24 protein-coding genes, 1 other RNA gene and 1 pseudogene are annotated in these 20,854 nt (G+C 50.3%); 11 read left to right on the top strand and 15 right to left on the bottom strand.

Annotated elements, in window-relative coordinates:
* The first annotated feature begins 100 nt into the window (after positions 1-100).
* From ubiG to ssrA, 3 genes are all read left to right on the top strand, one after another.
* Entirely contained in the window at positions 101-820 is a 720-nt protein-coding gene (gene ubiG / locus KZZ10_RS02130; protein WP_259659856.1) for a bifunctional 2-polyprenyl-6-hydroxyphenol methylase/3-demethylubiquinol 3-O-methyltransferase UbiG, read from the top strand.
* The gene (gph, locus tag KZZ10_RS02125; protein WP_259659855.1) at positions 817-1,482 is read left to right on the top strand and encodes a phosphoglycolate phosphatase; all 666 of its coding nucleotides are present in this window, start codon (positions 817-819) and stop codon (positions 1,480-1,482) included. The genes ubiG and gph overlap by 4 nt, the downstream gene beginning before the upstream one ends.
* A gap of 68 nt (positions 1,483-1,550) precedes the next feature.
* Positions 1,551-1,913: a transfer-messenger RNA gene (gene ssrA, locus KZZ10_RS02120) on the top strand.
* Between the two features lie 340 nt (positions 1,914-2,253).
* Here ssrA and KZZ10_RS02115 read toward each other — a convergent pair.
* From KZZ10_RS02115 to KZZ10_RS02090, 6 genes are all read right to left on the bottom strand, one after another.
* Complete coding sequence (locus KZZ10_RS02115; RefSeq protein ID WP_259659854.1) at positions 2,254-2,952, bottom strand: glutathione S-transferase family protein; 699 nt, start codon at positions 2,950-2,952, stop codon at positions 2,254-2,256.
* A 169-nt stretch (positions 2,953-3,121) separates the two neighbouring features.
* Positions 3,122-3,529: a GNAT family N-acetyltransferase gene (locus KZZ10_RS02110; RefSeq protein ID WP_259659853.1), complete on the bottom strand. Its 408-nt coding sequence runs from the start codon at positions 3,527-3,529 to the stop codon at positions 3,122-3,124.
* A 230-nt stretch (positions 3,530-3,759) separates the two neighbouring features.
* Positions 3,760-4,203, bottom strand: a complete 444-nt coding sequence (locus KZZ10_RS02105) for a LacI family transcriptional regulator (RefSeq protein ID WP_259659852.1) — start codon at positions 4,201-4,203, stop codon at positions 3,760-3,762.
* Positions 4,200-4,394: a hypothetical protein gene (locus KZZ10_RS02100; RefSeq protein ID WP_259659851.1), complete on the bottom strand. Its 195-nt coding sequence runs from the start codon at positions 4,392-4,394 to the stop codon at positions 4,200-4,202. The genes KZZ10_RS02105 and KZZ10_RS02100 overlap by 4 nt, the downstream gene beginning before the upstream one ends.
* Positions 4,395-4,639: 245 nt before the next feature.
* Positions 4,640-4,927: a helix-turn-helix domain-containing protein gene (locus tag KZZ10_RS02095; protein ID WP_259659850.1), complete on the bottom strand. Its 288-nt coding sequence runs from the start codon at positions 4,925-4,927 to the stop codon at positions 4,640-4,642.
* Complete coding sequence (locus tag KZZ10_RS02090; protein ID WP_259659849.1) at positions 4,924-5,214, bottom strand: type II toxin-antitoxin system RelE/ParE family toxin; 291 nt, start codon at positions 5,212-5,214, stop codon at positions 4,924-4,926. Before KZZ10_RS02090 ends, KZZ10_RS02095 begins: the two co-directional genes overlap by 4 nt.
* A 361-nt stretch (positions 5,215-5,575) precedes the next feature.
* Here KZZ10_RS02090 and KZZ10_RS02085 point away from each other — a divergent pair, with 361 nt between their 5' ends.
* The gene (locus tag KZZ10_RS02085) at positions 5,576-6,439 is read left to right on the top strand and encodes a DMT family transporter (RefSeq protein WP_259659848.1); all 864 of its coding nucleotides are present in this window, start codon (positions 5,576-5,578) and stop codon (positions 6,437-6,439) included.
* 34 nt (positions 6,440-6,473) lie between these two features.
* Here the strand turns inward: KZZ10_RS02085 and KZZ10_RS02080 are convergent, their stop codons facing one another.
* From KZZ10_RS02080 to KZZ10_RS02065, 4 genes and pseudogenes are all read right to left on the bottom strand, one after another.
* Positions 6,474-6,746, bottom strand: coding sequence for an AraC family transcriptional regulator (locus tag KZZ10_RS02080; RefSeq protein WP_259659847.1), 273 nt, complete (start codon positions 6,744-6,746; stop codon positions 6,474-6,476).
* Positions 6,747-7,747: 1,001 nt separating this feature from the next.
* Positions 7,748-7,885, bottom strand: a pseudogene (locus KZZ10_RS02075) (recombinase family protein); the annotation flags it as partial.
* A gap of 190 nt (positions 7,886-8,075) precedes the next feature.
* Positions 8,076-9,170, bottom strand: coding sequence for a Fic family protein (locus tag KZZ10_RS02070; protein WP_259659846.1), 1,095 nt, complete (start codon positions 9,168-9,170; stop codon positions 8,076-8,078).
* Positions 9,171-9,606: 436 nt separating this feature from the next.
* Complete coding sequence (locus tag KZZ10_RS02065; RefSeq protein WP_259659845.1) at positions 9,607-9,936, bottom strand: catalase family protein; 330 nt, start codon at positions 9,934-9,936, stop codon at positions 9,607-9,609.
* A gap of 132 nt (positions 9,937-10,068) precedes the next feature.
* On the opposite strand from KZZ10_RS02065, the gene KZZ10_RS02060 reads away from it, so the two are divergent.
* Positions 10,069-10,317 carry a hypothetical protein gene (locus KZZ10_RS02060; protein ID WP_259659844.1) on the top strand — a complete coding sequence of 83 codons (249 nt, stop codon included), beginning with the start codon at positions 10,069-10,071 and terminating at the stop codon, positions 10,315-10,317.
* Positions 10,318-10,319: 2 nt separating this feature from the next.
* Here KZZ10_RS02060 and KZZ10_RS02055 read toward each other — a convergent pair whose 3' ends face one another.
* From KZZ10_RS02055 to KZZ10_RS02045, 3 genes are all read right to left on the bottom strand, one after another.
* Positions 10,320-10,733 carry a DUF2306 domain-containing protein gene (locus KZZ10_RS02055; protein ID WP_259659843.1) on the bottom strand — a complete coding sequence of 138 codons (414 nt, stop codon included), beginning with the start codon at positions 10,731-10,733 and terminating at the stop codon, positions 10,320-10,322.
* 13 nt (positions 10,734-10,746) lie between these two features.
* Positions 10,747-11,091: a hypothetical protein gene (locus KZZ10_RS02050; RefSeq protein ID WP_259659842.1), complete on the bottom strand. Its 345-nt coding sequence runs from the start codon at positions 11,089-11,091 to the stop codon at positions 10,747-10,749.
* A gap of 147 nt (positions 11,092-11,238) precedes the next feature.
* Positions 11,239-11,619 carry a hypothetical protein gene (locus tag KZZ10_RS02045; protein ID WP_259659841.1) on the bottom strand — a complete coding sequence of 127 codons (381 nt, stop codon included), beginning with the start codon at positions 11,617-11,619 and terminating at the stop codon, positions 11,239-11,241.
* 277 nt (positions 11,620-11,896) lie between these two features.
* Between KZZ10_RS02045 and KZZ10_RS02040 the strand changes: the two genes are divergently transcribed.
* Genes KZZ10_RS02040 through KZZ10_RS02025 form a run of 4 tightly spaced genes read left to right on the top strand, consistent with a single transcriptional unit; the run spans position 11,897 to position 16,017 of the window.
* The gene (locus tag KZZ10_RS02040; RefSeq protein WP_259659840.1) at positions 11,897-12,781 is read left to right on the top strand and encodes an ABC transporter substrate-binding protein; all 885 of its coding nucleotides are present in this window, start codon (positions 11,897-11,899) and stop codon (positions 12,779-12,781) included.
* A 1-nt stretch (position 12,782) separates the two neighbouring features.
* Complete coding sequence (locus tag KZZ10_RS02035) at positions 12,783-13,802, top strand: Bug family tripartite tricarboxylate transporter substrate binding protein (protein ID WP_259659839.1); 1,020 nt, start codon at positions 12,783-12,785, stop codon at positions 13,800-13,802.
* Complete coding sequence (locus KZZ10_RS02030) at positions 13,802-14,788, top strand: NAD-dependent epimerase/dehydratase family protein (protein ID WP_259659838.1); 987 nt, start codon at positions 13,802-13,804, stop codon at positions 14,786-14,788. The genes KZZ10_RS02035 and KZZ10_RS02030 overlap by 1 nt, the downstream gene beginning before the upstream one ends.
* 44 nt (positions 14,789-14,832) lie before the next feature.
* On the top strand, positions 14,833-16,017 hold the full coding sequence (locus KZZ10_RS02025) for a CaiB/BaiF CoA transferase family protein (protein ID WP_259659837.1): 1,185 nt from the start codon (positions 14,833-14,835) through the stop codon (positions 16,015-16,017).
* On the opposite strand, the gene KZZ10_RS02020 is transcribed toward KZZ10_RS02025, so the two are convergent.
* Positions 16,014-17,240, bottom strand: a complete 1,227-nt coding sequence (locus KZZ10_RS02020; protein ID WP_259659836.1) for an MFS transporter — start codon at positions 17,238-17,240, stop codon at positions 16,014-16,016. The two genes, KZZ10_RS02025 and KZZ10_RS02020, sit on opposite strands and share 4 nt — an antisense overlap.
* A 172-nt stretch (positions 17,241-17,412) precedes the next feature.
* Between KZZ10_RS02020 and KZZ10_RS02015 the strand changes: the two genes are divergently transcribed.
* Positions 17,413-18,831 carry an amidase gene (locus KZZ10_RS02015; RefSeq protein ID WP_259659835.1) on the top strand — a complete coding sequence of 473 codons (1,419 nt, stop codon included), beginning with the start codon at positions 17,413-17,415 and terminating at the stop codon, positions 18,829-18,831.
* Between the two features lie 128 nt (positions 18,832-18,959).
* Positions 18,960-19,865, top strand: a complete 906-nt coding sequence (locus KZZ10_RS02010; protein ID WP_259659834.1) for a phytanoyl-CoA dioxygenase family protein — start codon at positions 18,960-18,962, stop codon at positions 19,863-19,865.
* 55 nt (positions 19,866-19,920) lie between these two features.
* Here the strand turns inward: KZZ10_RS02010 and KZZ10_RS02005 are convergent.
* Positions 19,921-20,854, bottom strand: a 934-nt coding sequence (locus KZZ10_RS02005) for a thioesterase domain-containing protein (protein WP_259659833.1), incomplete at its 5' end; no start/stop codon positions are given.

The raw sequence follows: 20,854 nt of genomic DNA, 5'->3' as shown, positions 1-20,854 counted from the left end.
GATTGGGTAAGACTGGCTCTGCCAGTGCTTATTCCGACTCAAAAAGGCCTCGCTTGCGGGGCCTTTTTTTCATTATGCTGTTTTATTGGCGAATAGTCCTATGTCTTCTGATGCCTCACGCCCCTCCTCTAATGTTGATCAGGCAGAGCTAGACAAGTTCAGCGCGCTTGCCTCGCGCTGGTGGGATCCCAATAGCGAATTTAAACCTCTGCATGCAATTAATCCGCTCAGACTCGAGTGGATCAAGGGGCTTGTGGGCGGGCTACACGACAAAACAGTCCTCGATGTAGGCTGTGGCGGCGGCATTCTTGCCGAAGGCATGGCGCGTGCGGGCGCTAAAGTCACCGGTATTGACTTAGCAGACAAGTCGCTGCGCGTTGCAAAGCTACATGGCCTGGAATCTGGCGTACCTGTCACCTATCGCAGCATTAGCGCGGAAGACATGGCTCTTGAGCAACCACAAACGTTTGATGTCGTCGCCTGTATGGAAATGTTAGAACACGTGCCTGACCCGGGCTCAATTGTGCGCGCTTGCTCAACGCTCGTTAAACCTGGTGGCTGGGTGTTTTTTTCAACGCTCAATCGCAATCCCAAATCATTTCTTTTTGCCATCGTAGGGGCAGAATACATTTTGCGTCTGTTGCCACGTGGAACACACAGTTGGCGCAGCTTTGTACGTCCCAGCGAGCTTGCAACCTCGGCACGCACCTGTGGGCTGACAACGCAAGAACTGATGGGTATGAGCTACAACCCCTTTACACAAACCTATTCGCTCGGCCGCGACACGAGCGTCAACTACTTAATGGCTACACGTAAATGACCGCCCTCGTCCTCTTTGATTTTGACGGCACGATCGCCGATACAGCACCCGATCTGGGCGCTGCTGCGAACAAGCAACGAGAGCGTGCAGGTCTACCACCCTTGCCACTAGACGTTCTGCGTCCCTACTCCTCTGCAGGCGCACGCGGCCTGCTGCGCTGCGCACTTAATCTCACCCCAGCAGACGAGGCCTATGAGCAGCATCGTTTGCAATTTCTGGCAGACTATCAAGCCGCAATGACAGTCGACACCTGTTTATTCGACGGCGTGCCAGAGCTGCTAGAGCAAATTTCAACGCAAGGTCTCGCCTGGGGCATCGTGACAAACAAGGTGACGCATCTTGCTCAGCCGATTGTCACGGCACTCGGTCTTGACAAAGACTGCGCAGTCTTGGTATGCGGAGATACCACTGCACACGCCAAGCCTCACCCCCTGCCCCTGCTACACGCCGCACAGCAGGCTGGTTTTGGCACGGATCGTTGCCTCTATGTTGGCGATGACATCCGCGACATCCAAGCCGCGCGCGCAGCGGGTATGCCATCGATTGCAGCCGCCTATGGTTATTGCGGACCTGACCATCCGGTCGACACCTGGCAAGCAAATCACACAGCCCATTCTGCACGTGATATGTGGCCCATGATCAAACAATTGATGAACGTGTAACAAAGACTGAACTCTTTTACATCTCATCTGTCTGAATCAATAGATTGTTCGTCTACAATCGCACTACTGGGGCCGATCCGGATTCGACGTGGGTCGCGAAACAGTGCAGGGCATGCCGAGCACCAGTTCGCTCGTAAATCCACTGGAAACACTATAAACGCCAACGACGAGCGTTTCGCTCTGGCCGCTTAAGCGGTGAGCCGCTGCACTGATTTGTCTTTGGGTCAGGTGGGTAAAACCACAGCAGCGTCATTTACAAAGAATCGGGGTTTGCCGGGTCACTCGTCAAATTCTTAAAACCAAGTGAATCGCCAAGGTCCGGCCTGTCGTTTGGCAAAGTCCGAGGTTAAATTAAAAATTAAACGACTACGCATGTAGAACTGCCTGCAGAGGGCTCGCGGACGGGGGTTCAATTCCCCCCGGCTCCACCAGTACCGCACATACCAACCTTTCGGGGTTGGTATTTTTTTGTGTACACGTTTGGGTTCATGCGGATCTGTGGGGAGTGTTGCGGACTTCGGAGACTGGGGTTCGGGGTGGTAAAAGTGAAGGTTTTGTCTCTGGGGGTGGATAGTCTCTGTGAGTCTGTACCAGTGATATGGGTCGAAGTCCGCGAGTGGTTTTTTATAAACTCTTTGAAATCAATGCGTTACTTGCGGACTGATCGAGCGAGTTTTTGTGTGGCATTGGGTAGCGAAACAGCAACTGATGACCGTAGCAGAAAATTTCCTAACAGCTCTCAAATACACGAAAGGAGATCGCAATGCTGCCTCACAAACTGACATTAGGTCTCGCCCTAAAGTCTTGAACAATTAAACCCATATGTTCAATTTCAATGTCGTGTGCCTTATCACGCACAGTCTCATTAAGCGCATCCTGTTCCCATTCAATCATTGCAGGATGACTCAATAGTTTCTCTACATAAGCCTGCGAACGATCGTTCAACAAGATTCCGTATGTTCGAAATCTAAAGGCAACTGGACCAAAAAATGCATCAACCGCAGTGAACTGGTCTCCAGTTAGCCATGCGCCTTTAAATCGATCAAATCCGTCAGCCCACAAAATTTCAATTCGAGCAATATCAGATTTAAGGGCAACACTCATTTCGTGAAGCCGCACACGAACACCCACACTCATCGAACATTCACTTCTTAATGCAAAGAAACTGGAGTGCATTTCTGCGCAAGCACTTCGAGCCCAAGCACGATTGATTTTCTCAGATGGCCACACATCTGGGTACTCTTCCGCTAGATATTCGATAATAGATAGGGTGTCCCAAATATAAAATTCGTTATTCACCAGAACCGGCACCTTGGCGCTTGGGGATAAGGAACTAAATGTACTAGGTGTTCCTGGAGATGAAAAATAATGAAGCCTCTCTACAAACGGAATATCAAGGGCTCTCATTAGTAGCCAAGGTCGCAAAGACCAAGAAGAATAGTTTTTATTCGCGATGTGAAGCTCAAACATGGCCAATGTTCCTGATGATAGAAAATGAAATTATCATAATTCAGACGTATCTTCAAAGAAAACGATCCAGCGCATTACTAGCCCCTTTTTAACATTGCGAATTTAAATAGGTACTTTTGAACGAATCAAATAAAAATCAGATAGCCAGTGAGTCATTACAGATCTAGTATCAATGCTCGCTACCAGCATATATCCACATTGGCTCAGTGTGCCCTGCTCTGGAAAATCCCAGCGATTTATAAAAATCGATCGCGCGGCCATCCGCGACAAGCATTTTCTGGTGAAAGGCTGCGTATTTTTGTTGCATGGCTTGCATCATTTGCTTTCCTACCCCTCGCCCTTGATGCTTTGGATGTACCAACATATGGGGATAGTAAACAACAAGATAGCCATCAGAAATTGCATTGCCAAGACCAATAAGCTGACCATCAAACCTTGCGGTGACGAGGCTATGTGAATTGCGAAGCGCAGCCATTAGTTGTGTTGGCTTATCGGCAGATGACCATTCGTTCGCTCGATAAAGTGCAATGACTTCCTCTTGCTCTATGGCGTCGTGCACCGAGATCACAACTGACATTCTTACCTCTTATGTAAATTGCATAAATCTTAATCGTGATGACGACCATCTAAGCCCGGTTGTTTCATAAAGCCTCCAAGTAAATGTCACGTTGCCATGAGTTATTACATGTCACGATTCAAGTGCCCAGATAATGTTTATCCATTACTTTGACGTTCTCATATTTGTTACGATTTGTCCACCCCCTAAATGAGGGATAAAAGACAAGCATACTTAAGCAAAAATCGAGATCAGCCTGGATGCCGATTACTTATTAAGGCCTCCTGTCCCTCCCAAAGCGCCGGCGGGTCCACCGCAATGTCAAACAGCGTAAGGTGGTCTGGCAACGCATCGTCTAGAATCGCCTCAACGATATCAGGCGAAAGCACCGTCAGATTCATCATGCGACTGACGTAACTATTGTCGACGCCCTCCTGAGCCGCGATCTCCCGCAAAGAACTCACCTGCCCTGATTCCAACATCGCAAGCCAGCGATGCCCTCTAGCCAACGCAAGTTGCAGCGCCGTGGGGGCGATACCCCAAGGCCTCGGCTCACCCAGCTCACCGTTGGGCAGCGTAATCAGCTTACGGCCTGCGCGTCGCTTGAACTGAATGGGCACCGAGAGCGTGAGACGTCCATCGCTGGACTCAATGACTTCCGGCGTGCCATTTTTATGAATGTGTAAACCACTCATGCTGCGACCTCCTCGTTCTTGGCCTGCAGGCGATCGGCTTGCAATTCCAGAACTATTTTCTCAAGCCCGTTGGCGCGTAGTCGTACCTCTAGCTCAGTTGGTGACACAATTACGCGCTCGACCAAGAGGCGCACAATGCGCGCTTGCTCGGCAGGAAATAGCTGATCCCAAATCTCGTCAAGGCGGGTCATCGCAACCGTGGCTTTAGCCTCGCCAAGCTTGGATCTAAGCTGATCGCATGCGGCAGAACCTCGGCAAGCAATTCTGGTGAGCGTAAAAGGCCTCGTAATTGCTCAAGCCCTGCTGCCGGCATTCTTGGCAGGCCCGATGCGCCTGCGTACTCTTTGACATCTCGCTGCGGGATGTAATACCGATAGCATCGTCCGCCCTTTTTTGTGGAACGGAACGGATCAATATGACTCGATTGACCGCGTATTCAGACCGGCGTTAACTCAAGTTTGATCCGTCGACCGAGAACAGCGGCCGCACCTGCCAACGTCGTCAAAGTTAGGCTGGTATCGTTCTCATCTAGCAAACGATTGAGTGAGGCACGACTGGTTCGCATCTTTTTCGCCATAGCTGTCTTGGTCATCTTTTGAGCCGACATTTCTTGCTCAATTTGCCAAGCGATCACCCGTTTGACCGCCACGGCAGTCACTTCCTCAAGCATGCCCTCATCCGTGAGGAAGTCATCAAAATCACTACCGATATTTTTATTCTTCATTTATGCCTCTTCAATAGTTTGAGCCGTTCTTTTGCCAAATCCAATTCTGGCTTTGGGGTCTTCTGCTCTTTCTTGATGAAACCATGTAATAGAACCATCACGTCTCTATCAAGCACAAATAACACTCGCGCAATCCGTGTACTTAACCTTGTACGTACTTCCCAGATCCCACTTTCGAGATGTGCGACCAATGGCATGCCCAAGGGCCAACCGAACTGAACGGTCTTTATATCTTCACCAATGATCTTGCGCTCAGCGACAGGCAAAGCCTTCAACCAATCGCGCACTGGTTCACCACCGACATCCGACCTGTAAAAACGAGCTGCTAAGGTTGGCGTTGCTTTTTTCTCTATGAGCTATTGTACCAAAATTGGTACGATTTACAAGTCTAATATTTAACCAACTTTAGAGTGCTACTCGACTTCGAACGCCATCCGAACAGCGGGCGCAACACTTGTATGCGTCTTCACATAAACGTTATCAGCCACACTAACCCTCTCAGAGACTAAGTTTATAGGTTGGTCCCGACCCCACCACCAAACCGCACAAGACCATCCTTTCGAGGGTGGTCTTTTTTTGCTTGAAGACACAGTGACACATGGTACTTTCTACCAACGTGAGCACAGAACTAAAACATAGGAGTCATGCTTGAAGCGTTCTACCAGTGGATGGATATACGGTTTTATTGGAATCGTCATTTTTGCTGGCTCTTTACCTGCGACACGGGTTGCCGTCCTTGACTTCAATCCAATGTTTTTAACCACAGCTCGAGCAAGTATCGCTGGCATCGCTGGCACGATTCTTCTTTTATTACTAAGGCAGCCCAGACCGCAACTAAGCGACATCAAATCTCTAGTCATCACTGCAATAGGCGTTGTGGTTGGATTCCCCCTGTTAACCGCATTAGCTCTGCAATACGTCACATCTGCACATTCAATTGTTTTTTTAGGTTTGTTGCCTCTTTGCACTGCGATCTTTGCGGTGCTACGCGCAGGTGAACGCCCTCGTCCAGCATTTTGGTTATTCGCAATACTTGGAAGTAGCTTCGTAATCGGTTACACCGCCATCGGAAAAATGGAAGGCTCTTTTGAAGGCAATTTGTTTATGCTAGCCGCCGTTGTTGTTTGCGGACTTGGCTATGCAGAGGGTGGCCATCTTTCGCGTAAATTAGGTGGATGGCAGGTCATTAGTTGGGCACTGCTGATATCTCTTCCAATCATGCTGCCACTTGCTTTATTTACCATGCCAGAAACGTTTAGCCATGTAACGGCTTCGGGGTGGATTGGTTTTACTTACGTATCTTTGTTCAGCATGTTGATTGGTTTCGTGTTTTGGTATCGTGGCTTAGCCCAAGGAGGCATTGCTGCAGTTGGGCAACTGCAACTGTTTCAGCCGTTTATAGGGCTAGCAATTTCTGCCGCACTTTTACATGAAACAGTCAGTTGGCAAATGATAGCGATGACACTGGGAGCAGTCGTTTGCGTAGCTGGAGCTAAAAAGTACGCGAATTGATTAGGCGAAGGACTACATCAATCCAAAAAAGACTTTATTTTTTTCTTGCAACCCAGTACGTCGCGCCTTCAGGACCGTAACGTTCTGAATGAGGCTCTTCGTATCCCACTTCAAATGTGGAGCCCGGCGTCATGTGGCGGGTATTGCCATGCATACCTAACCACATTTCACCTTTGACCACCAAAACACTCACAGACACTGGGTGCGTGTGTGTGTCCAAGAACACGTCAGCATCCCACTGCCGCTCCACCACTTCATCAAAGCCTGCGTCAAGCGCCTCTTGCTTAAATGTGTCGAAAGTCATCATCTTTAATCACTTAAAGGCCAGCTTAGAACGTACAGATTAACCCATATGGAATCGAAGGATAAGCAGTAATTTTCTGGTACAACAGGGCTATCTAGAAAAGATTAGATAAAAGTTTTTGTTGCGTGTTGTCCCTTGGACATCTAGACTGTTTTTTTGTCTCATATCTGGCTCTTAGCCACACGAATACAGTGAAACTCACCATCGCGGAGAACTTCCGTGGCCTCTTTTATGGCTCCTGTTATACCCTGCGTGAGCGGGTCTTCGCTCGGAAGCTAGGACTCGATATTCATTAGTTACCGCCAGGCTCTTCTGGTGGTGTTCGCGTGCATCGTTAACCGGATGTGCGCATTGTCGAAATAAGAGACGGTCGCATCTGAATGGACTCTCGGTCAACCCGCAATGTCATAAGACAACTTGCGTTGACGAGCGCGCGCCGCTTGAACGTCTCGCACGTCGTCTTAGTCGCTTACGTCGCGTCGCTCAATGAAGTAGCCACAACATTCCTCAGCCGTTATCAGTAGCCCTATCTTTTTGAACTACAAATCTTTTTACTCAGGCTTCACCCCACCACCAGTACCGCACATACCAACCCTTCGGGGTTGGTATTTTTTTGCCTACAGGTTTGGGTTCATGCCGGTCTGTGGGAACTGTTACGGACTGTGGAGATGTGGCATCTGGTGAGCTATCAACTACATACAACGAATGCCGCCTGCTGTACGGATGTGTAAGGGAAGCGCCATTTTCGAATGTCACGGAAGTCTACGGGTGCAATTAGCCAGAGGCATCTATTTCGCTAAAAATAGAAATATAAAGATGCATCGTCGCTGTATGTTGTTCACCTACATAGGCGGGCTGCTTATTGCCGGTGTCTTTACTTTTATGCCCGGCCGCTTGCTCTTCAAAGTGGTTTGGGAGCCTTGGCTACATAATTAAATCCTCGTGGGAATACCGAAACGTCTTTGTCATGAATACACTGAAGGGGTCGGATTTGTATTCAGCAAATGCTCCGCTGGATACCACTGCTCTTTATGGCGTAACCCATCTAGGTAGGTTCGGTTGTGAAGCAGTTTATGGATCAGCCCTTTGTCAATCGGCTTACCCTCTCTGACTCGCCCATCCTGGGTAGTCCAGGCTTTGGAGCCATCAAATAAGCAAAAAAAGTGACATGCCCATGAATTCAAAAGAAAAGATGTATTCGCATTATTAGTAAATGGTGTTCATGAAGCGTAGTTTTAAAAGACGCTTCATTGGCACAATACGAGTACTTAACCTCTTACGTAGTAGATTCCACGTTCGAGGGTTATCTTTTTTTTGCTTACAGGGTTAGGTTTACGCAGGGTGCACGCCTAGGTGCTTTGACTCACCCTGCAGTACAGCATTCAACGCTACGTTAATGTAATAGTTACTGCGACCAACCTTTTGTTTTTGCAAAAATCCGCCAGCCACTAGCGCGTCGATATACTTTGTCGCTGTCAGACGAGATACCTGTAAGTCACGTTGCACAAACTCGATCTTGGTATAGGGGTGCATAAAAAGGTTATTGATTAGGTCCTGGCTATAGAACTTATAGCTGGCACGAATGCGCTGCTTATAGTCATACAGCGCCGACTTGATCGCATGGATGGTTGCAATAGTTTGTCCCGCAGTCTGCTCCACAGCCTCTAACAGGTAAAGCACCCAGTCCTCCCAATTGTCATGCTCGCGCACGGTTTGTAGCAGGCGGTAGTACTCGGACTTGGTGCGCACAATATGGTTGCTGAGGTACAGCACTGGAATATCGAGCAAACCTTCCTTCACCAGATACAGCACATTCAGAATACGCCCAGTGCGGCCATTCCCATCGTAAAACGGGTGGATGCTCTCAAATTGGTGGTGAATCAACGCCATCTTGATCAACGGATCTGCGTCAAACAGGCTCTGCTCGTTGATAAATCGCTCAAGATCGCTCATTAGTGCAAAAATTTCATCCGGATTTTGCGGAGGCGTATAGATGGTTTGTCCGGCACCATTTTTGAGAGCTGTGCCGGGCAGCTTGCGAAATCCGGCGTTGTTGCGCTCTAGCTCGCTCTGAATTTCGATGATGTGGCGGGAGGTAAGCAGGCCATTCGCACGTACCTGGTCAAACCCCACCCGCAAAGCCTGCCGGTACCGCAGAACCTCTTTGGCCGCTGGGTTGGTAAAACTTGCAGGCAACACGTCGTCCTTGAACAACTCGTCATGGGTAGTGACAATGTTTTCAATCTCAGAGCTGTCTTTTGCCTCTTGAAGGCCTAGCGTGTTGATGAGAATGCCCTGATTGGGAATCGATGCCGCAACACCCTTCAGCTCTGCTAGTTTGCGGCTACTGCTTGCCAGCTTTTTAAGAATGGCGGAAGTCTCAAAACGCGAGGGATTTAACTGTTCAAGAGGGCGGATCTGAGGCATGGCCAAGTTTTTTGTTAAAAATATATAGAAAATTCGATTTCTTATACATTATATACTTATCATGTATAGGAAACTCTATTTTCTATACATAACGCTTTTGGTCTGTACAGAAAATCCATTTTTTTATACAGATTAAATGGCTATTCCCGCTGATCCAAATAAATCGAGTAAGTCACGATGACTTCCAAGGATGCATTAGCTGCCGTACCCTCCTCAGAGACAATATTTATAAGCCGGCCCCCTCCCCACCACCATTACCGCACATACCAACCTTTCGGGGTTGGTCTTTTTTTTGGCTATAGGTTTGGGTATGTGCGGGTGTGTGGGCCTAGACGACAGACGATCCTCCGTTTGGCAGAAAGTTGGCGTTAGCAAGTGACTGAATAATTCTTTTCATGAAGTCATCATCGCTGCCAACTGACAAATACATTGAGGATTATTGATTGGTCATGCGTTTAGAAAACGACACGCCGTATACGCCTTGGCGAAAATTAAGGATAGGGTCCGCGGAAGGAGCAAAGCCATTGCTCAAGACTGTGGGACTAAACATCTTTTTTTCGCAACTTGCGCCCTTTTGCGGCTTCACATCGGTAATGGTGCGTGTTCCGGCTTGTACGCTTTGACGATCGGCTGGCCAATACACGGTCGGATTAATTTCTTCGTCTCCGCTCTTACCAATTGTCAAAACCATGTCCCATTTGATCGGACCTTGTTTAAGTCGATTCAATAAATCGGCATCCAGGAAACGGTTAGGTACCATAGTCATTTCAGCATCGGTTAGCCGAACGACTCCCGCTTGAGGCACAAATCGCCAACACTATCACTCTCTTTTTGCCAATTTTTATGCGCTTTCGGCTCACTGCGTCCAGTAAGCTCTGACCCTCTTTCTGTTGGGCTGATGAATACAGCGAATATCTTGAACGGCACAATCGGCTTTATGGTGTTGCTCCCAATATTGCGTACGCTGGCAGCGTGCCTTTCCGCTCTAATCACTTCGGCCTGTATGGCAAGAAATTACTTCGCAGATGGCTACGACTATTTTTTGGAGTTTTTACCATTCGATCTGCTATGGCTCGGATTGTCTTTGTCCGTGTTCTTTTATTATCGGCGCAAGCGAGTTGCGTCCGTCAAAGATCAGACGGTTTGATTTTATAGCCAGGGCGCTATAACGACGTTGTAGAGCAAGCGGCCTGGCATAAATGTAAAGAGGCCGGCAATAACAAGTCCGCCAATGTAGGTTTGCAGCATACAGCGCCGATGCATCTTGATATTTTTATGTCTGGCGAAATAGATGCCCCGGCCCAACTGAACTAAAGTGTATAGACTTAAAAGATGGATCGGTGAGTATCCACCAAAAATGCTGTCTGGCATGACTTCTTTAATACCGAAAGATGTCACGCAAATAACGACCATTGCTGTGACCCAGACATATCCCAAGGCTCGGTGGGTACGTGTACCTTTTTTGGTAACAAGCTGAATACCCCCTAGAGCGAATGCCGCAAGTGCAAACAGCAAGTGAATCAGAATAGCTGGGGTAGAGAGACTTAAGGGTGAAAAATTCATTGTTGATCAAGCTTCATGAAAAAGCGTCGACCTTTCGGCGCTTAGCAGCCGCCGTCTGGATCCGCAGATTAAATTGCTGCCACTTATCAACATAGCGAGCAACCTCCGGAGATTCGTGGGCTTGCTGAATCACGGAGGTTTCAGTCTTATTTAAATTATGCACGCAGTCAGCATAATGCAAATGCTCGACAAGCAAGTCTCGCTTAAGCCATTGGTCGCTAGCAATATAGGCCACCTCTGGGAACTCCTCAAGTAGAGCAACCCATATTTCCCATATGGTACGGCTCTCGATCGGAATACCTAGTTGCAGCGCCACGCGCCTGACCAAGTAAGCACGAAAAACTTCGAAAGGCTCCATCTATGGCTCACCTTAAAGGAAATACCGCCACAAGCTACAGGTACAAGTGAACACTCGTCCTTACTGCTGCAGGTCGTTTTTAGCAAACAAATTCTTGGCTGGGTACCCGACAAAAGGCGGGATTAAGCCTCGTTACTCGGTCAGACCTTAAAGCACGTCAGTACTCGTGGTTGCGCGACACGATAGATTTGACTTGGCAGGTAAATATGAAGCTTTACCTGGAGACGGGAGACTCTCAAACGTATTGATCAGCGTGCACTCGTCATCCGCAGGATTTGCCACCTTCTGCTTGGGAATGACAACAACCGGAGGGATAAGCGGGTCGGTAGGTGTGAGCGTACCGGTAGAAGTCGTCTCATTAGACAGAGAAGAACTCGTCGAATCACCACCTGGATTAGTTGGGTCAGAAGGAGTAGATCTCTGGCTTCGATAAACGATGTTGTACCCGAGCGAAGTTGGCTGATAACTGCGGGTGTAGCCAAATACGGTTGAGTTACTGGATTTAGTCGCAAGAATCGCACTATTCAATCGCTCGCTCCTGCATAGTTGCCTCATCGCTTCTTATATAGTGCCAACTTGCATCAGAAGTATTCTTTAGAACCAGACTGAAAACAACCCTACGATCGTAGGAATAGGCGCGTCGCGCGCACAGCGAACATCGCAGCAAAATATAAAGTTATGGTTAGCCAAATGAGCAATTCACCTCTCCTTAATTAGCAGAGCCTTAAGTATTTGTTGCGTGAGGTCACCTACCCATCTAGACTGTTTTTTTGTCTCATATCTGGCTCTTAGCCACACGAATACAGTGAAACTCACCATCGCGGAGAACTTCCGTGGCCTCTTTTATGTCCCCTACTATGCCTTGCGAGAGCTTTCGCTGGCGCAAGAGCATGGGCTCGATATTGAATGGTTACCACCGGGCTCACCAGGTGGCGCTATTCATGATGTCAAGTCAGGCAAAATCGATCTAACTTGGGGTGGTCCGATGCGTGTCATGATCGACCATGACACCTCGGCCGATGACGAACATCGACTGCTCAGTCTATCCGAAGCGGTAGGCAGAGACCCCTTCTGTCTGCTCTCCAATCAGGAAAATCTCTCGCTCACCGACCTGCCCAACCTGAGGCTATCGGTAGTCAGGGAGGTTCCAACACCTTGGTTGTGCCTTCAAGCCGACTTGGCCGACAGGGGTCTTAGCATCCCGCGGCAACTCGTGACTAACTGGAGCATGCAGGAACAGCTCGACGCGTTAGCTCGCAACGAGGTGGAGGTGATTCAGGCCTTTGAGCCCTTTGTTAGCCAAGCCCTACTCGGCGGTGCTCACCTGCTTTATGAGGCCAGCGAACGAGGTCCTACCGTCTATACAGGCTTTATCACCTCTCGCGCGACGCTCAAAGCGCGCCAGAGTGAACTGGCGGCGCTCGATACGGCTCTTGCAACAACGCTGCGTTGGATGCACGACGCGGGCCCTGACGAGACCGCAAGACTGGTCAACGGATATTTTCCCGAACTCAGCCATGCGCAGTTGGCCAATGCAGCTACACGTTACCTGGCAGGCAGCGTCTGGTCGCACAGTACAAGCATCAACCGAGCGGGATTTGAACGCTTGAGCGAAAGTTTTTTTAGAGGGGGCGCCATCCGGGCACCCGCAAATTATGAAAGTTGCGTGTTCAACTTTGGAGATCACTGATATGCCACACTCTACGCAATCCTGGGGACAAATCAACACACTACGGCGACTCACTCTCGCCGTGGCCGGCGCTGCACTAGCGTCAGTCACCTGCCTAAGCGCACATGCTCAGACCGCAGATAATTACCCTAGCCGCCCGATCAAGATGGTGGTTCCATTCCCGGCGGGTGGCCCAGCCGACATCGTTGGACGTCTGTATGCGCTGCATCTCAATAAGCTGTCTGGCCAACCTATCGTCGTAGAGAACGTCGTGGGTGCCGCTGGGTCGATCGGCACCAATAACGTCGCGCGTGCTGAGCCCAACGGCTACACCATTCTTTTTGGTACCACCAGCACGATGGCCATCAACGAGGTTCTCATGAAGAACCTGCCTTATAACTTCCAAAGAGATTTTGCACAGATTGGCCTGATCGCCAATGCCCCGCACGTTATGGTGGTCAGCCCAAAGGTTCAAGCAAAAAACTTTGCCGAATTCGTTGCTTTGGCTAAGGCTAAGCCTGGCACACTCACATTCGGATCAGCAGGAATGGGATCGATCGTGCAAATGGGGTCTGAGATCGTTAAGGTGGGCGCGAATATCGATGTCTTGCATGTGCCCTATAAAGGTGGCGGTCCTGCGACGTTGGCACTACTTTCTGGTGAAATTGACATGACTGTCAACGACCTCACAACACTCAAGGGCAACATTGAGGGTGGGAAAGTGCGTGCAATTGCTGTGGCCAACAAGACGCGTCTCAAACCTCTACCTGATGTCCCAACTTTTGCCGAACTAGGTTATCCGCAAATTATGTCGAGTACTTGGTGGGGCATTGCCGTTCCCGTCAAGACACCTAGCGATATCCAGAAAAAGTTGCAGGCCTGGAATGATCAAATTATCCGCGACCCTGCCTACGTGAGCAAGCTCGCTGAGATGGCAATCGACCCTATTCTGATGACTCCAGCCGAAGCGACTGCCTTTATCGCAGCAGAGACGGCCAAGTGGCGCGACATCGCTACCAAAGCTAAAATTGAGTTGAACTAATGCGCGTCCTGATTGCCGGTGGGCAAGGCTTCGTCGGACTGAATCTTGCTGAGCAATTACTCGCGCAAGGGCATGCGGTCGCACTGTTTGGGCCGAACAGTGCTCCGCCAAGCTTTAAGCGTGCACTAAAAGAATTACCTGGTGAACTCATCATCATGGACGGTGATGTATCTCAAGCCGCTGACCTTGAGCATGCGTTCGTGACCTTCAAGCCCGACCGTGTAGTGAACGCTGCGGCCATCACAGCAGGCCTCGATCGCGAGAAATCATCGGCGCGTCGAATCTTCGAGGTCAACTTACTTGGCACCGTTGAATTGCTCGAAGCGTGTCTTCGGCATCGAATACCACGCGTGGTACAACTCAGTACGGGTTCGGTGTTTGGCGAGCAAGGTCGCAGCAGCGCTTGGCTCGACGAGGGCTCGAGCCCTGCTCTACCCGAATCCCTCTACGGCATCAGTAAGTTCGCCGCCGAACGCACTTGCATACGCTACGCAACGAAGCGAGGCATGAACGTAACCGCTCTCCGGTTAGGCACCGTCTTCGGACGCTGGGAATACGATACAGGCTTACGCGATACGCTGAGTATTCCTCTGCAACTGCTCAGGTCTGCGCAAGCCGGTCAAGCAGCGGTGCTGTTAAGAGAGTGCGCAGATGACTGGGTTTACTCAGTAGACGTCGCTTTTGGAGTCATTGCTGCGCTGAATAGTCACTTCAACCCCAAGCCGCTCTACCATTTGTCAGCTGGACTACGCTGGGACGTCGCCGATTGGTGCCAGAGGATGCGCGCAGCGTTCCCTGGGTTTAACTATGAACTGGTCGACGACCCAGCTCTATGCACCATAGGGCGTACCTCCAGCCCGAGCCGCTCGCCCATGAGCATTGAGCGCATCCAAGCAGACTTTGGCTATCAACCAGCGTACCTGCCAGACGCTGCTTTTAGCGCCTTCCTCAACTGGGGAGAGGCTTACCCTGCGAGTGCACGGTAAAGCAAAATTACCTTATGATCCCGTGATCTCTAAGGAGGCTTTACTTGAAAACGTTTGATCCCAGTCTGCGTGGTCCGCTCGCCGATGTACGCGTCATTGATCTCTCCCGTCTGGTTGCGGGCAATATGCTGTCCGCTTATCTGGCTGACTTCGGTGCGGATGTCATTAAGGTTGAACGCGAAGGCAAAGGCGACGATTTACGCAATTGGCGTGAAGAAGGCTGGGATATTTACTGGAAAGTATACGGACGTAACAAGCGTTCACTGGTACTTGATCTAAAAAGTGATGAAGGGCTTTCAACACTCAAGAGACTGCTCAAGCACTCTCATATCTTCATAGAGAACTTTGTACCGGGTGGTCTCGAAAAAATGGGCCTGGGGCCCGATGTCTTGTTAGAGATCAACCCAGCGCTTGTGATCGTTCGCGTATCCGGTTGGGGACAAACAGGTCCTTACAAACACAAGCCTGGTTTTGGAACGCTCGTCGAGGCGATGTCGGGCTTCGCTTATTTAAACGGCTTCCCGGATCGCCCACCTGCACTCCCGCCGCTAGCGCTCGCCGACATGATTGCAGGAATTTACGGTGCAGCGGGAGTATTGACCGCATTACGCGTCGCAGAAAAAGAAGGTCGTGGACAGGTCATTGACCTATCGCTCTTTGAACCGATCTTTTCAGTGATTTCCTCTGAGGCAGCCAAATCCAGCCTAACGGGACAAGCCACCATGCGCGCAGGCAATCAGTCTTCACACACTGCGCCGCGCAACATCTATCTCTGCTCAGATGGCAAACACGTTGCAATGTCTGGCTCGATGCAGTCCATGGCCATGCGCATCCTGGACACGATCGGACGCCCTGAGCTCAAGACCGATGTACGCTTTGAAACAAACGATGGTCGTGTCAAAAATCGCGACGAACTTGACAGCATCATCAGCGCCTTTATCGGCAGTAAAACGCAAGACGAAAACCTTGCACTCTTTGAAGCCGCTGGGGTGACTGTTGGCCCAGTCTGTTCGGTACTTGATTTACTGGATCACCCTTATGCTCGAGAGCGCGAGGCGATTGTCGAGCTCGAAGACAAGGATATTGGATCGGTGCCGATGCACAATATCGTCCCTAGACTTTCAGGGAGCCCAGGCGGCTTTCGCTACCCTGCCCCGCGTGTGGGTGAGCACACCGCTGACATTTTGGCGGAGTTGAAAAGCTTGGAAGCGGCGACCAAGAAAACCTAACGGCCTGCTGGTAGACGCAAAGACAGTAGCGCAGCGAGTATTAATAAAATACCTGTGCTACCAAACGCGATCCAGTGCGTGCCATAGGTTTCGTAGCCCCAGCCTCCCAACCATGAGCTAATCGTCGCTCCGATCTGATGACTAAAGTAAGCCCAGCCATACAGAAAGCCCACGAGCCGCACGCCGTAGATATCGGCCAAAATTGCAGAAGACATGGCGATACTTCCCGCCCAGACGAGTCCGCCAATCGCCGCAGCTGCGTACAACTCGAAGTGCGTGCCAACAATCATCAAGGCAAAGAATCCTAACCCCCGAAGGAAGTAAATCGCCGCCAAAATGTAGCGGCGAGGAATAATGTCGGCTAGACGACCCAGTGCCAGCGTACTGAAAATCGCAACGACTCCGATCAATCCAATTCCCATTGCACTGGTCGAGGCATCAAACCCGTGGTCCATCAACATCGGCATGCCATGCGTGCCCAGCAAATTCATGCTGTAGCCACAGGTAAAGAGGCCTAAGCAAATCATCCAGAACGGTGCGGTACAAATAGCCTGCGAGAATGTCAGCTGAACCTCTTTTGAAGCCGGCTTGGCGGCCGCAGCCGCGCGTTGCTCAGGTAATAAGTCGGCATGTACGGGCGCGTCTTCGCGCATCACGAAAATCGCCAGTGGCACGGTGACCACTACAAAAATCAGTGCAAAACCGAGAAGGGTCATCTGCCAGTTAAAGGCATCGATACTCGCAGTCAGTACCGGGGTAACGACAGCAATGCCAGCCATTGAGCCGGTGGACAAGAAAAACAACGCCATACCACGCTGCCGACTAAACCAGCGGCTAATTAACGGAGTCACCGTAACGGGGCTCGTAAAGGCAAGTCCGATCGAGAGAAAAACGCCAAAGGACAATAAGAAGCCAAGTGGGGTGCGCGCGTAAATCGCCCAAATGGTCGAACCCAACACAATTGCCGCTCCGAGCAGCAAGACAAATCTCGTGCCTCGCCTAGCGACAAGATAGCCCCCCAAGGGCATGCCGATTCCGTAAAACAACATACCGATTGCGACGATTCCAGCAAGCAGGCTGCGACTAAAACCTAGATCTTCGACCATGGGGAGAAAAAACGGACCGATCCCCAACCGCATACCAACGGTGAGTAGCGTCAGCAGAGACGAGGCTGCCACAATATTCCAGCCAAAGTACCAACGCGCAGTTTCGGTGTGCTTCAAGGACAAAGTCTCACTTTTGTAATCTAACTTACGGTCGAGGAAAATGAACCCCTGAGATTACTACTTTAACGACGTTCATAGGTAAGCAAGAATAACTAGAAAAAGCCTGCCCGCCCATGCTATCCGTACTGAGGTATAAAGCGGGTAGCAAAGTAGAATAGGCTCACACAAGATGACTAAGCTCTGGCAATTCACCGCAAGCGAAATCGCTGCGCAAACAAATAGCAAAGCTGTCAGCGCAACAGAAGTGGCTCGTAGCGCCTTAGAGCGGCTTCACGCAGTGAATGCAAAACTCAACGCAGTCGTGCAGCAGGACGACCAGTGGACACTTAGTCAGGCCCAAGCAGTAGATCAACGCATCGCGAAGGGAGAAGTACTTCCCTTGGCTGGTGTACCGATTACGGTCAAAGACAATATTTGGGTCGAGGGCCAAGTCATTACGCAGGGGTCGCTGCTTTTCAAGGATTTTGTTGCGCCAAAAGACGCCTGGGCCGTCGCACGACTAAAAGAGTTAGGAGCCGTGATCATCGGCATCACGAACTGTTCAGAGTTCGCCTGTAAAGGTGTGTCGAATAACTTGGTTTACGGCAAGACACGCTCGCCCTGGGATCTTGAGCGCACGCCAGGCGGGTCTTCGGGCGGCGCAGTCAGCGCCTTAGCCGCAGGCGTGGGTGCACTAGCACTTGGCACCGACGCGGGTGGCTCCATTCGTCGCCCAGCGGCACATTGTGGCCTGGTGGGTATGAAACCAACGTTTGGACTCGTGCCTTGCGGCCCCGGATTTGACGAGCCGAATTTTGGTCTATCTGTCAACGGACAGCTTGGAAGAACCGTAGAAGATGTCGCACTGATGTGGAAACACTTGGTGGAGTTCAAGCACAGCGACTGGGGTTCGCAATGGCACACAAACGCTGAGGCGCAGGTCAAGCTCGATGAAGCGCCTTCCAAAAAGTTACGTATCGCCTACAGCCACGACATCGGCTGTAACTTTGCCATTGACGCTGACGTGAGAGAAGTTGTAGAAAGCGCCGTCCAGTCACTGGAAAGAGATGGCTACTCGGTTGAGGTTGCAGCACCCGCATGGCCACAAGGCGTTCACACATACCCACTACTCAAGCTTCAGCAGGCTGGCTTAGCCGCACTACATGGCAAAGCCTATGACGCAGATCCGTCGCAGATCGATCCCGATATCGCGGCCCAAATTATCTTGGGCAGAACCTATTCGGCGGTAGAGATCGCCGACGTATTGATACTGCGCGAACATATCTATGCCGCTTATGCAAAGTTCTTCGAAGAGTTTGATGTGCTGCTTTGCCCGACTACCCCAACCGTATCCTGGCCGGTCGATGAGCTTGGCCCAAAGATTATCGGTGGACGCGAAGCGGGGCCTCGGGGACATGCCGTTTACACCCCATTATTTAACTACTGCCAAGCACCAGCCTGTACCGTTCCAGCGGGGCTTGCCCGTGGACTTCCGGTCGGCCTGCAAATTGTCGGCCCAAGGTATAAGGACCCTCTCGTATTGCAGGTGGCAAAGCATTTTGAAGGGTTAATAGGACCCCAGACGAAACCGTCCCTTTGGAGCGCATAAGGCAATAGCACTAAAAATCTCGCAAATGCGCACAAACGTTGCGTTTAAGCAAAGTCCAGCTCCCTTGCCCTGCCTACAATACGGTCAGAATCATTAATTTCTTAGCCAAACGCTGGAATGGAGTCCCTATGGGTCACGACACCACTTTTAAAGTGGACATGAATAAATGGGCGCAAGATGGTTACCTGCACCTGCCTAAGTTTTATTCCCACGAGTTCATCGATAACATTATCGAAAATATTGAACGTTTTCGCGCCGAAGCTGGGGATGAGGCATACGATCCATCGGGTCGCGCGAATAGAGTTCTTCATGTTCATGCGGGCAGCCCTGGTATTCAAAAAGCATTACTAAATCCAGCATTGAACAATGTCTTAACTCAATTGTTCTCAGCAAAACCCGTGCTTTGGGGAACCTTACTTTTTGATCAAGGCAGCGAACAAATTGCTCACACCGATGCACCCTGGTTTTTTGTTGAACCCTATGGCTCGATGGCTGGGGTATGGACTGCCCTGGAAGACGTGCATGAAGATTCGGGACCGCTTTTCTTAATTCCGGGCACCCACAAAAATGCCCTGGACGTAGAAGGTGCCCTCAAGAAGAATCCTGAACTGTATGCAGAGGTCTTAGCGTTTCGTGCAAAGAATATCTCCGCTAGTACAGATCCCGCTTGTTGGGACTTATCAAAGCGTGTTGCTGAGCAGTGCCAACTGGAGTGGACAAACCGCGAAGGCCGTCAAAGATTTTGTATAAAAAAAGGCGATGTCGTCATTTGGCATCAATGGATGGTGCACGGCGGCAGCCCCGTTAACGATGTATCGCGCACCCGTCAGAGCTTGATTTCACACTGGGCTGCCAATAACAGTGTTGCGTTCGATCAGCACAACTACTTTTTGAATTATGGTCGACTCGATGAAAAGCTCGCTCTGAAGCTGCCCATGCAAGACACTGCAGAAGGCCTATACCTTAAACAGAAAAGCCACATTATTAGTTGGGTGCCTCCCGAAACGTTCATTAACACAGTAGAAGAAACATAATTGAGCTGAGCGTTTACGTTTAACCAAATAAAAAGCGGAGCCAAGGCTCCGCTTTTTATTTAAGCTTCTGTTGCAACAATTGTGCGATCTCCACAGAAGCCGCTGCATCTGCCATCTTTCCGTGCTCTACATCCATATCAATCGACGACAAAGCCCCGTGCGTATAACGAGACCAGTCAAAGGCGTCCTTATATTCTGGACTGGGTTCTCTCGCGGCTCGGAATAAAAGAATTGAAGCCGTACAGGGCTTGATTGTGTGCTGAACAATTAAATTTTGTCTGATTGCGACTTGCTCTAGCGCATCTTCAAACCAGGCTACGGTCGCAGTTGGTGGTATCTCCCCATGCTCTTGCATCCACTGGTGTACCGCCTGCAAGTGACCCTCATAGTTGTTGGGTGCGCCGCATAAGTCAATACGATTATCCTTCGCCATGCATAACACTTGGCCATGCTTACCAACCAAACTACGGTCTGTCCAAGTACTTGGCGGTCTAATTTGCGTATCAAGTATGGCTAAAAGACGAACCTCGTGCCCTTGCAGCTCGAGCCGTCGCGCGATCTCTTGAACAATCCATCCACCAAAAGACCAGCCTAGCAATTGATACGGACCCTTTGGCTGAACGCGCAAGATTGCCTTGATATAACACTCAACAATCTCATCCATCGACCTATGTGGAGACTCACCTGGCTCTTGTCCTTTAGCGTGGAGTGCCCATACAGGTTGATCATTTCCAAGCGACTCTGCCAACGGTCGGAAAACCGTACCGCTTCCACTTCCCGCATGAACACAGAACAGCGGCAGCTTAGAGCCCGTGACCCGTAGTGGCAGCATCGGATCATAATTATCGACCGCATCCGTAGGCGAATACGTGACGGCCAGCGGATCATTCAAGCAGTGCTCGGCCAGTTCAGCGAGATTCTTTTCAAACGCGCGTGCCAGCATCGCAATACTCTGCTCATCATGCGCCAAGTGGCAATACTCAATCTGG

It is taken from the genome of Zwartia hollandica, assembly GCF_019923725.1.
Lineage (GTDB): Bacteria > Pseudomonadota > Gammaproteobacteria > Burkholderiales > Burkholderiaceae_B > Zwartia > Zwartia hollandica.
The sequence above is the reverse complement of the archived record's forward strand: the minus strand, read 5'-3'. Positions and strand labels throughout refer to the sequence as shown.

What these genes read in the sequence shown, in the direction of transcription:
- gph (WP_259659855.1), top strand. Translation starts at nt 817, where the DNA reads ATGACCGCCCTCGTCCTCTTTGATTTTGACGGCACGATCGCCGATACA.
- KZZ10_RS02015 (WP_259659835.1), top strand. Translation starts at nt 17,413, where the DNA reads ATGACTAAGCTCTGGCAATTCACCGCAAGCGAAATCGCTGCGCAAACA.
- KZZ10_RS02035 (WP_259659839.1), top strand. Translation starts at nt 12,783, where the DNA reads ATGCCACACTCTACGCAATCCTGGGGACAAATCAACACACTACGGCGA.
- KZZ10_RS02115 (WP_259659854.1), bottom strand. Translation starts at nt 2,952, where the DNA reads ATGTTTGAGCTTCACATCGCGAATAAAAACTATTCTTCTTGGTCTTTG.
- KZZ10_RS02100 (WP_259659851.1), bottom strand. Translation starts at nt 4,394, where the DNA reads ATGACCCGCCTTGACGAGATTTGGGATCAGCTATTTCCTGCCGAGCAA.
- KZZ10_RS02110 (WP_259659853.1), bottom strand. Translation starts at nt 3,529, where the DNA reads ATGTCAGTTGTGATCTCGGTGCACGACGCCATAGAGCAAGAGGAAGTC.
- KZZ10_RS02010 (WP_259659834.1), top strand. Translation starts at nt 18,960, where the DNA reads ATGGGTCACGACACCACTTTTAAAGTGGACATGAATAAATGGGCGCAA.
- KZZ10_RS02065 (WP_259659845.1), bottom strand. Translation starts at nt 9,936, where the DNA reads ATGACTATGGTACCTAACCGTTTCCTGGATGCCGATTTATTGAATCGA.
- KZZ10_RS02105 (WP_259659852.1), bottom strand. Translation starts at nt 4,203, where the DNA reads ATGAGTGGTTTACACATTCATAAAAATGGCACGCCGGAAGTCATTGAG.
- KZZ10_RS02060 (WP_259659844.1), top strand. Translation starts at nt 10,069, where the DNA reads ATGAATACAGCGAATATCTTGAACGGCACAATCGGCTTTATGGTGTTG.
- KZZ10_RS02050 (WP_259659842.1), bottom strand. Translation starts at nt 11,091, where the DNA reads ATGGAGCCTTTCGAAGTTTTTCGTGCTTACTTGGTCAGGCGCGTGGCG.
- KZZ10_RS02030 (WP_259659838.1), top strand. Translation starts at nt 13,802, where the DNA reads ATGCGCGTCCTGATTGCCGGTGGGCAAGGCTTCGTCGGACTGAATCTT.
- KZZ10_RS02055 (WP_259659843.1), bottom strand. Translation starts at nt 10,733, where the DNA reads ATGAATTTTTCACCCTTAAGTCTCTCTACCCCAGCTATTCTGATTCAC.
- KZZ10_RS02070 (WP_259659846.1), bottom strand. Translation starts at nt 9,170, where the DNA reads ATGCCTCAGATCCGCCCTCTTGAACAGTTAAATCCCTCGCGTTTTGAG.
- KZZ10_RS02080 (WP_259659847.1), bottom strand. Translation starts at nt 6,746, where the DNA reads ATGATGACTTTCGACACATTTAAGCAAGAGGCGCTTGACGCAGGCTTT.
- ubiG (WP_259659856.1), top strand. Translation starts at nt 101, where the DNA reads ATGTCTTCTGATGCCTCACGCCCCTCCTCTAATGTTGATCAGGCAGAG.
- KZZ10_RS02095 (WP_259659850.1), bottom strand. Translation starts at nt 4,927, where the DNA reads ATGAAGAATAAAAATATCGGTAGTGATTTTGATGACTTCCTCACGGAT.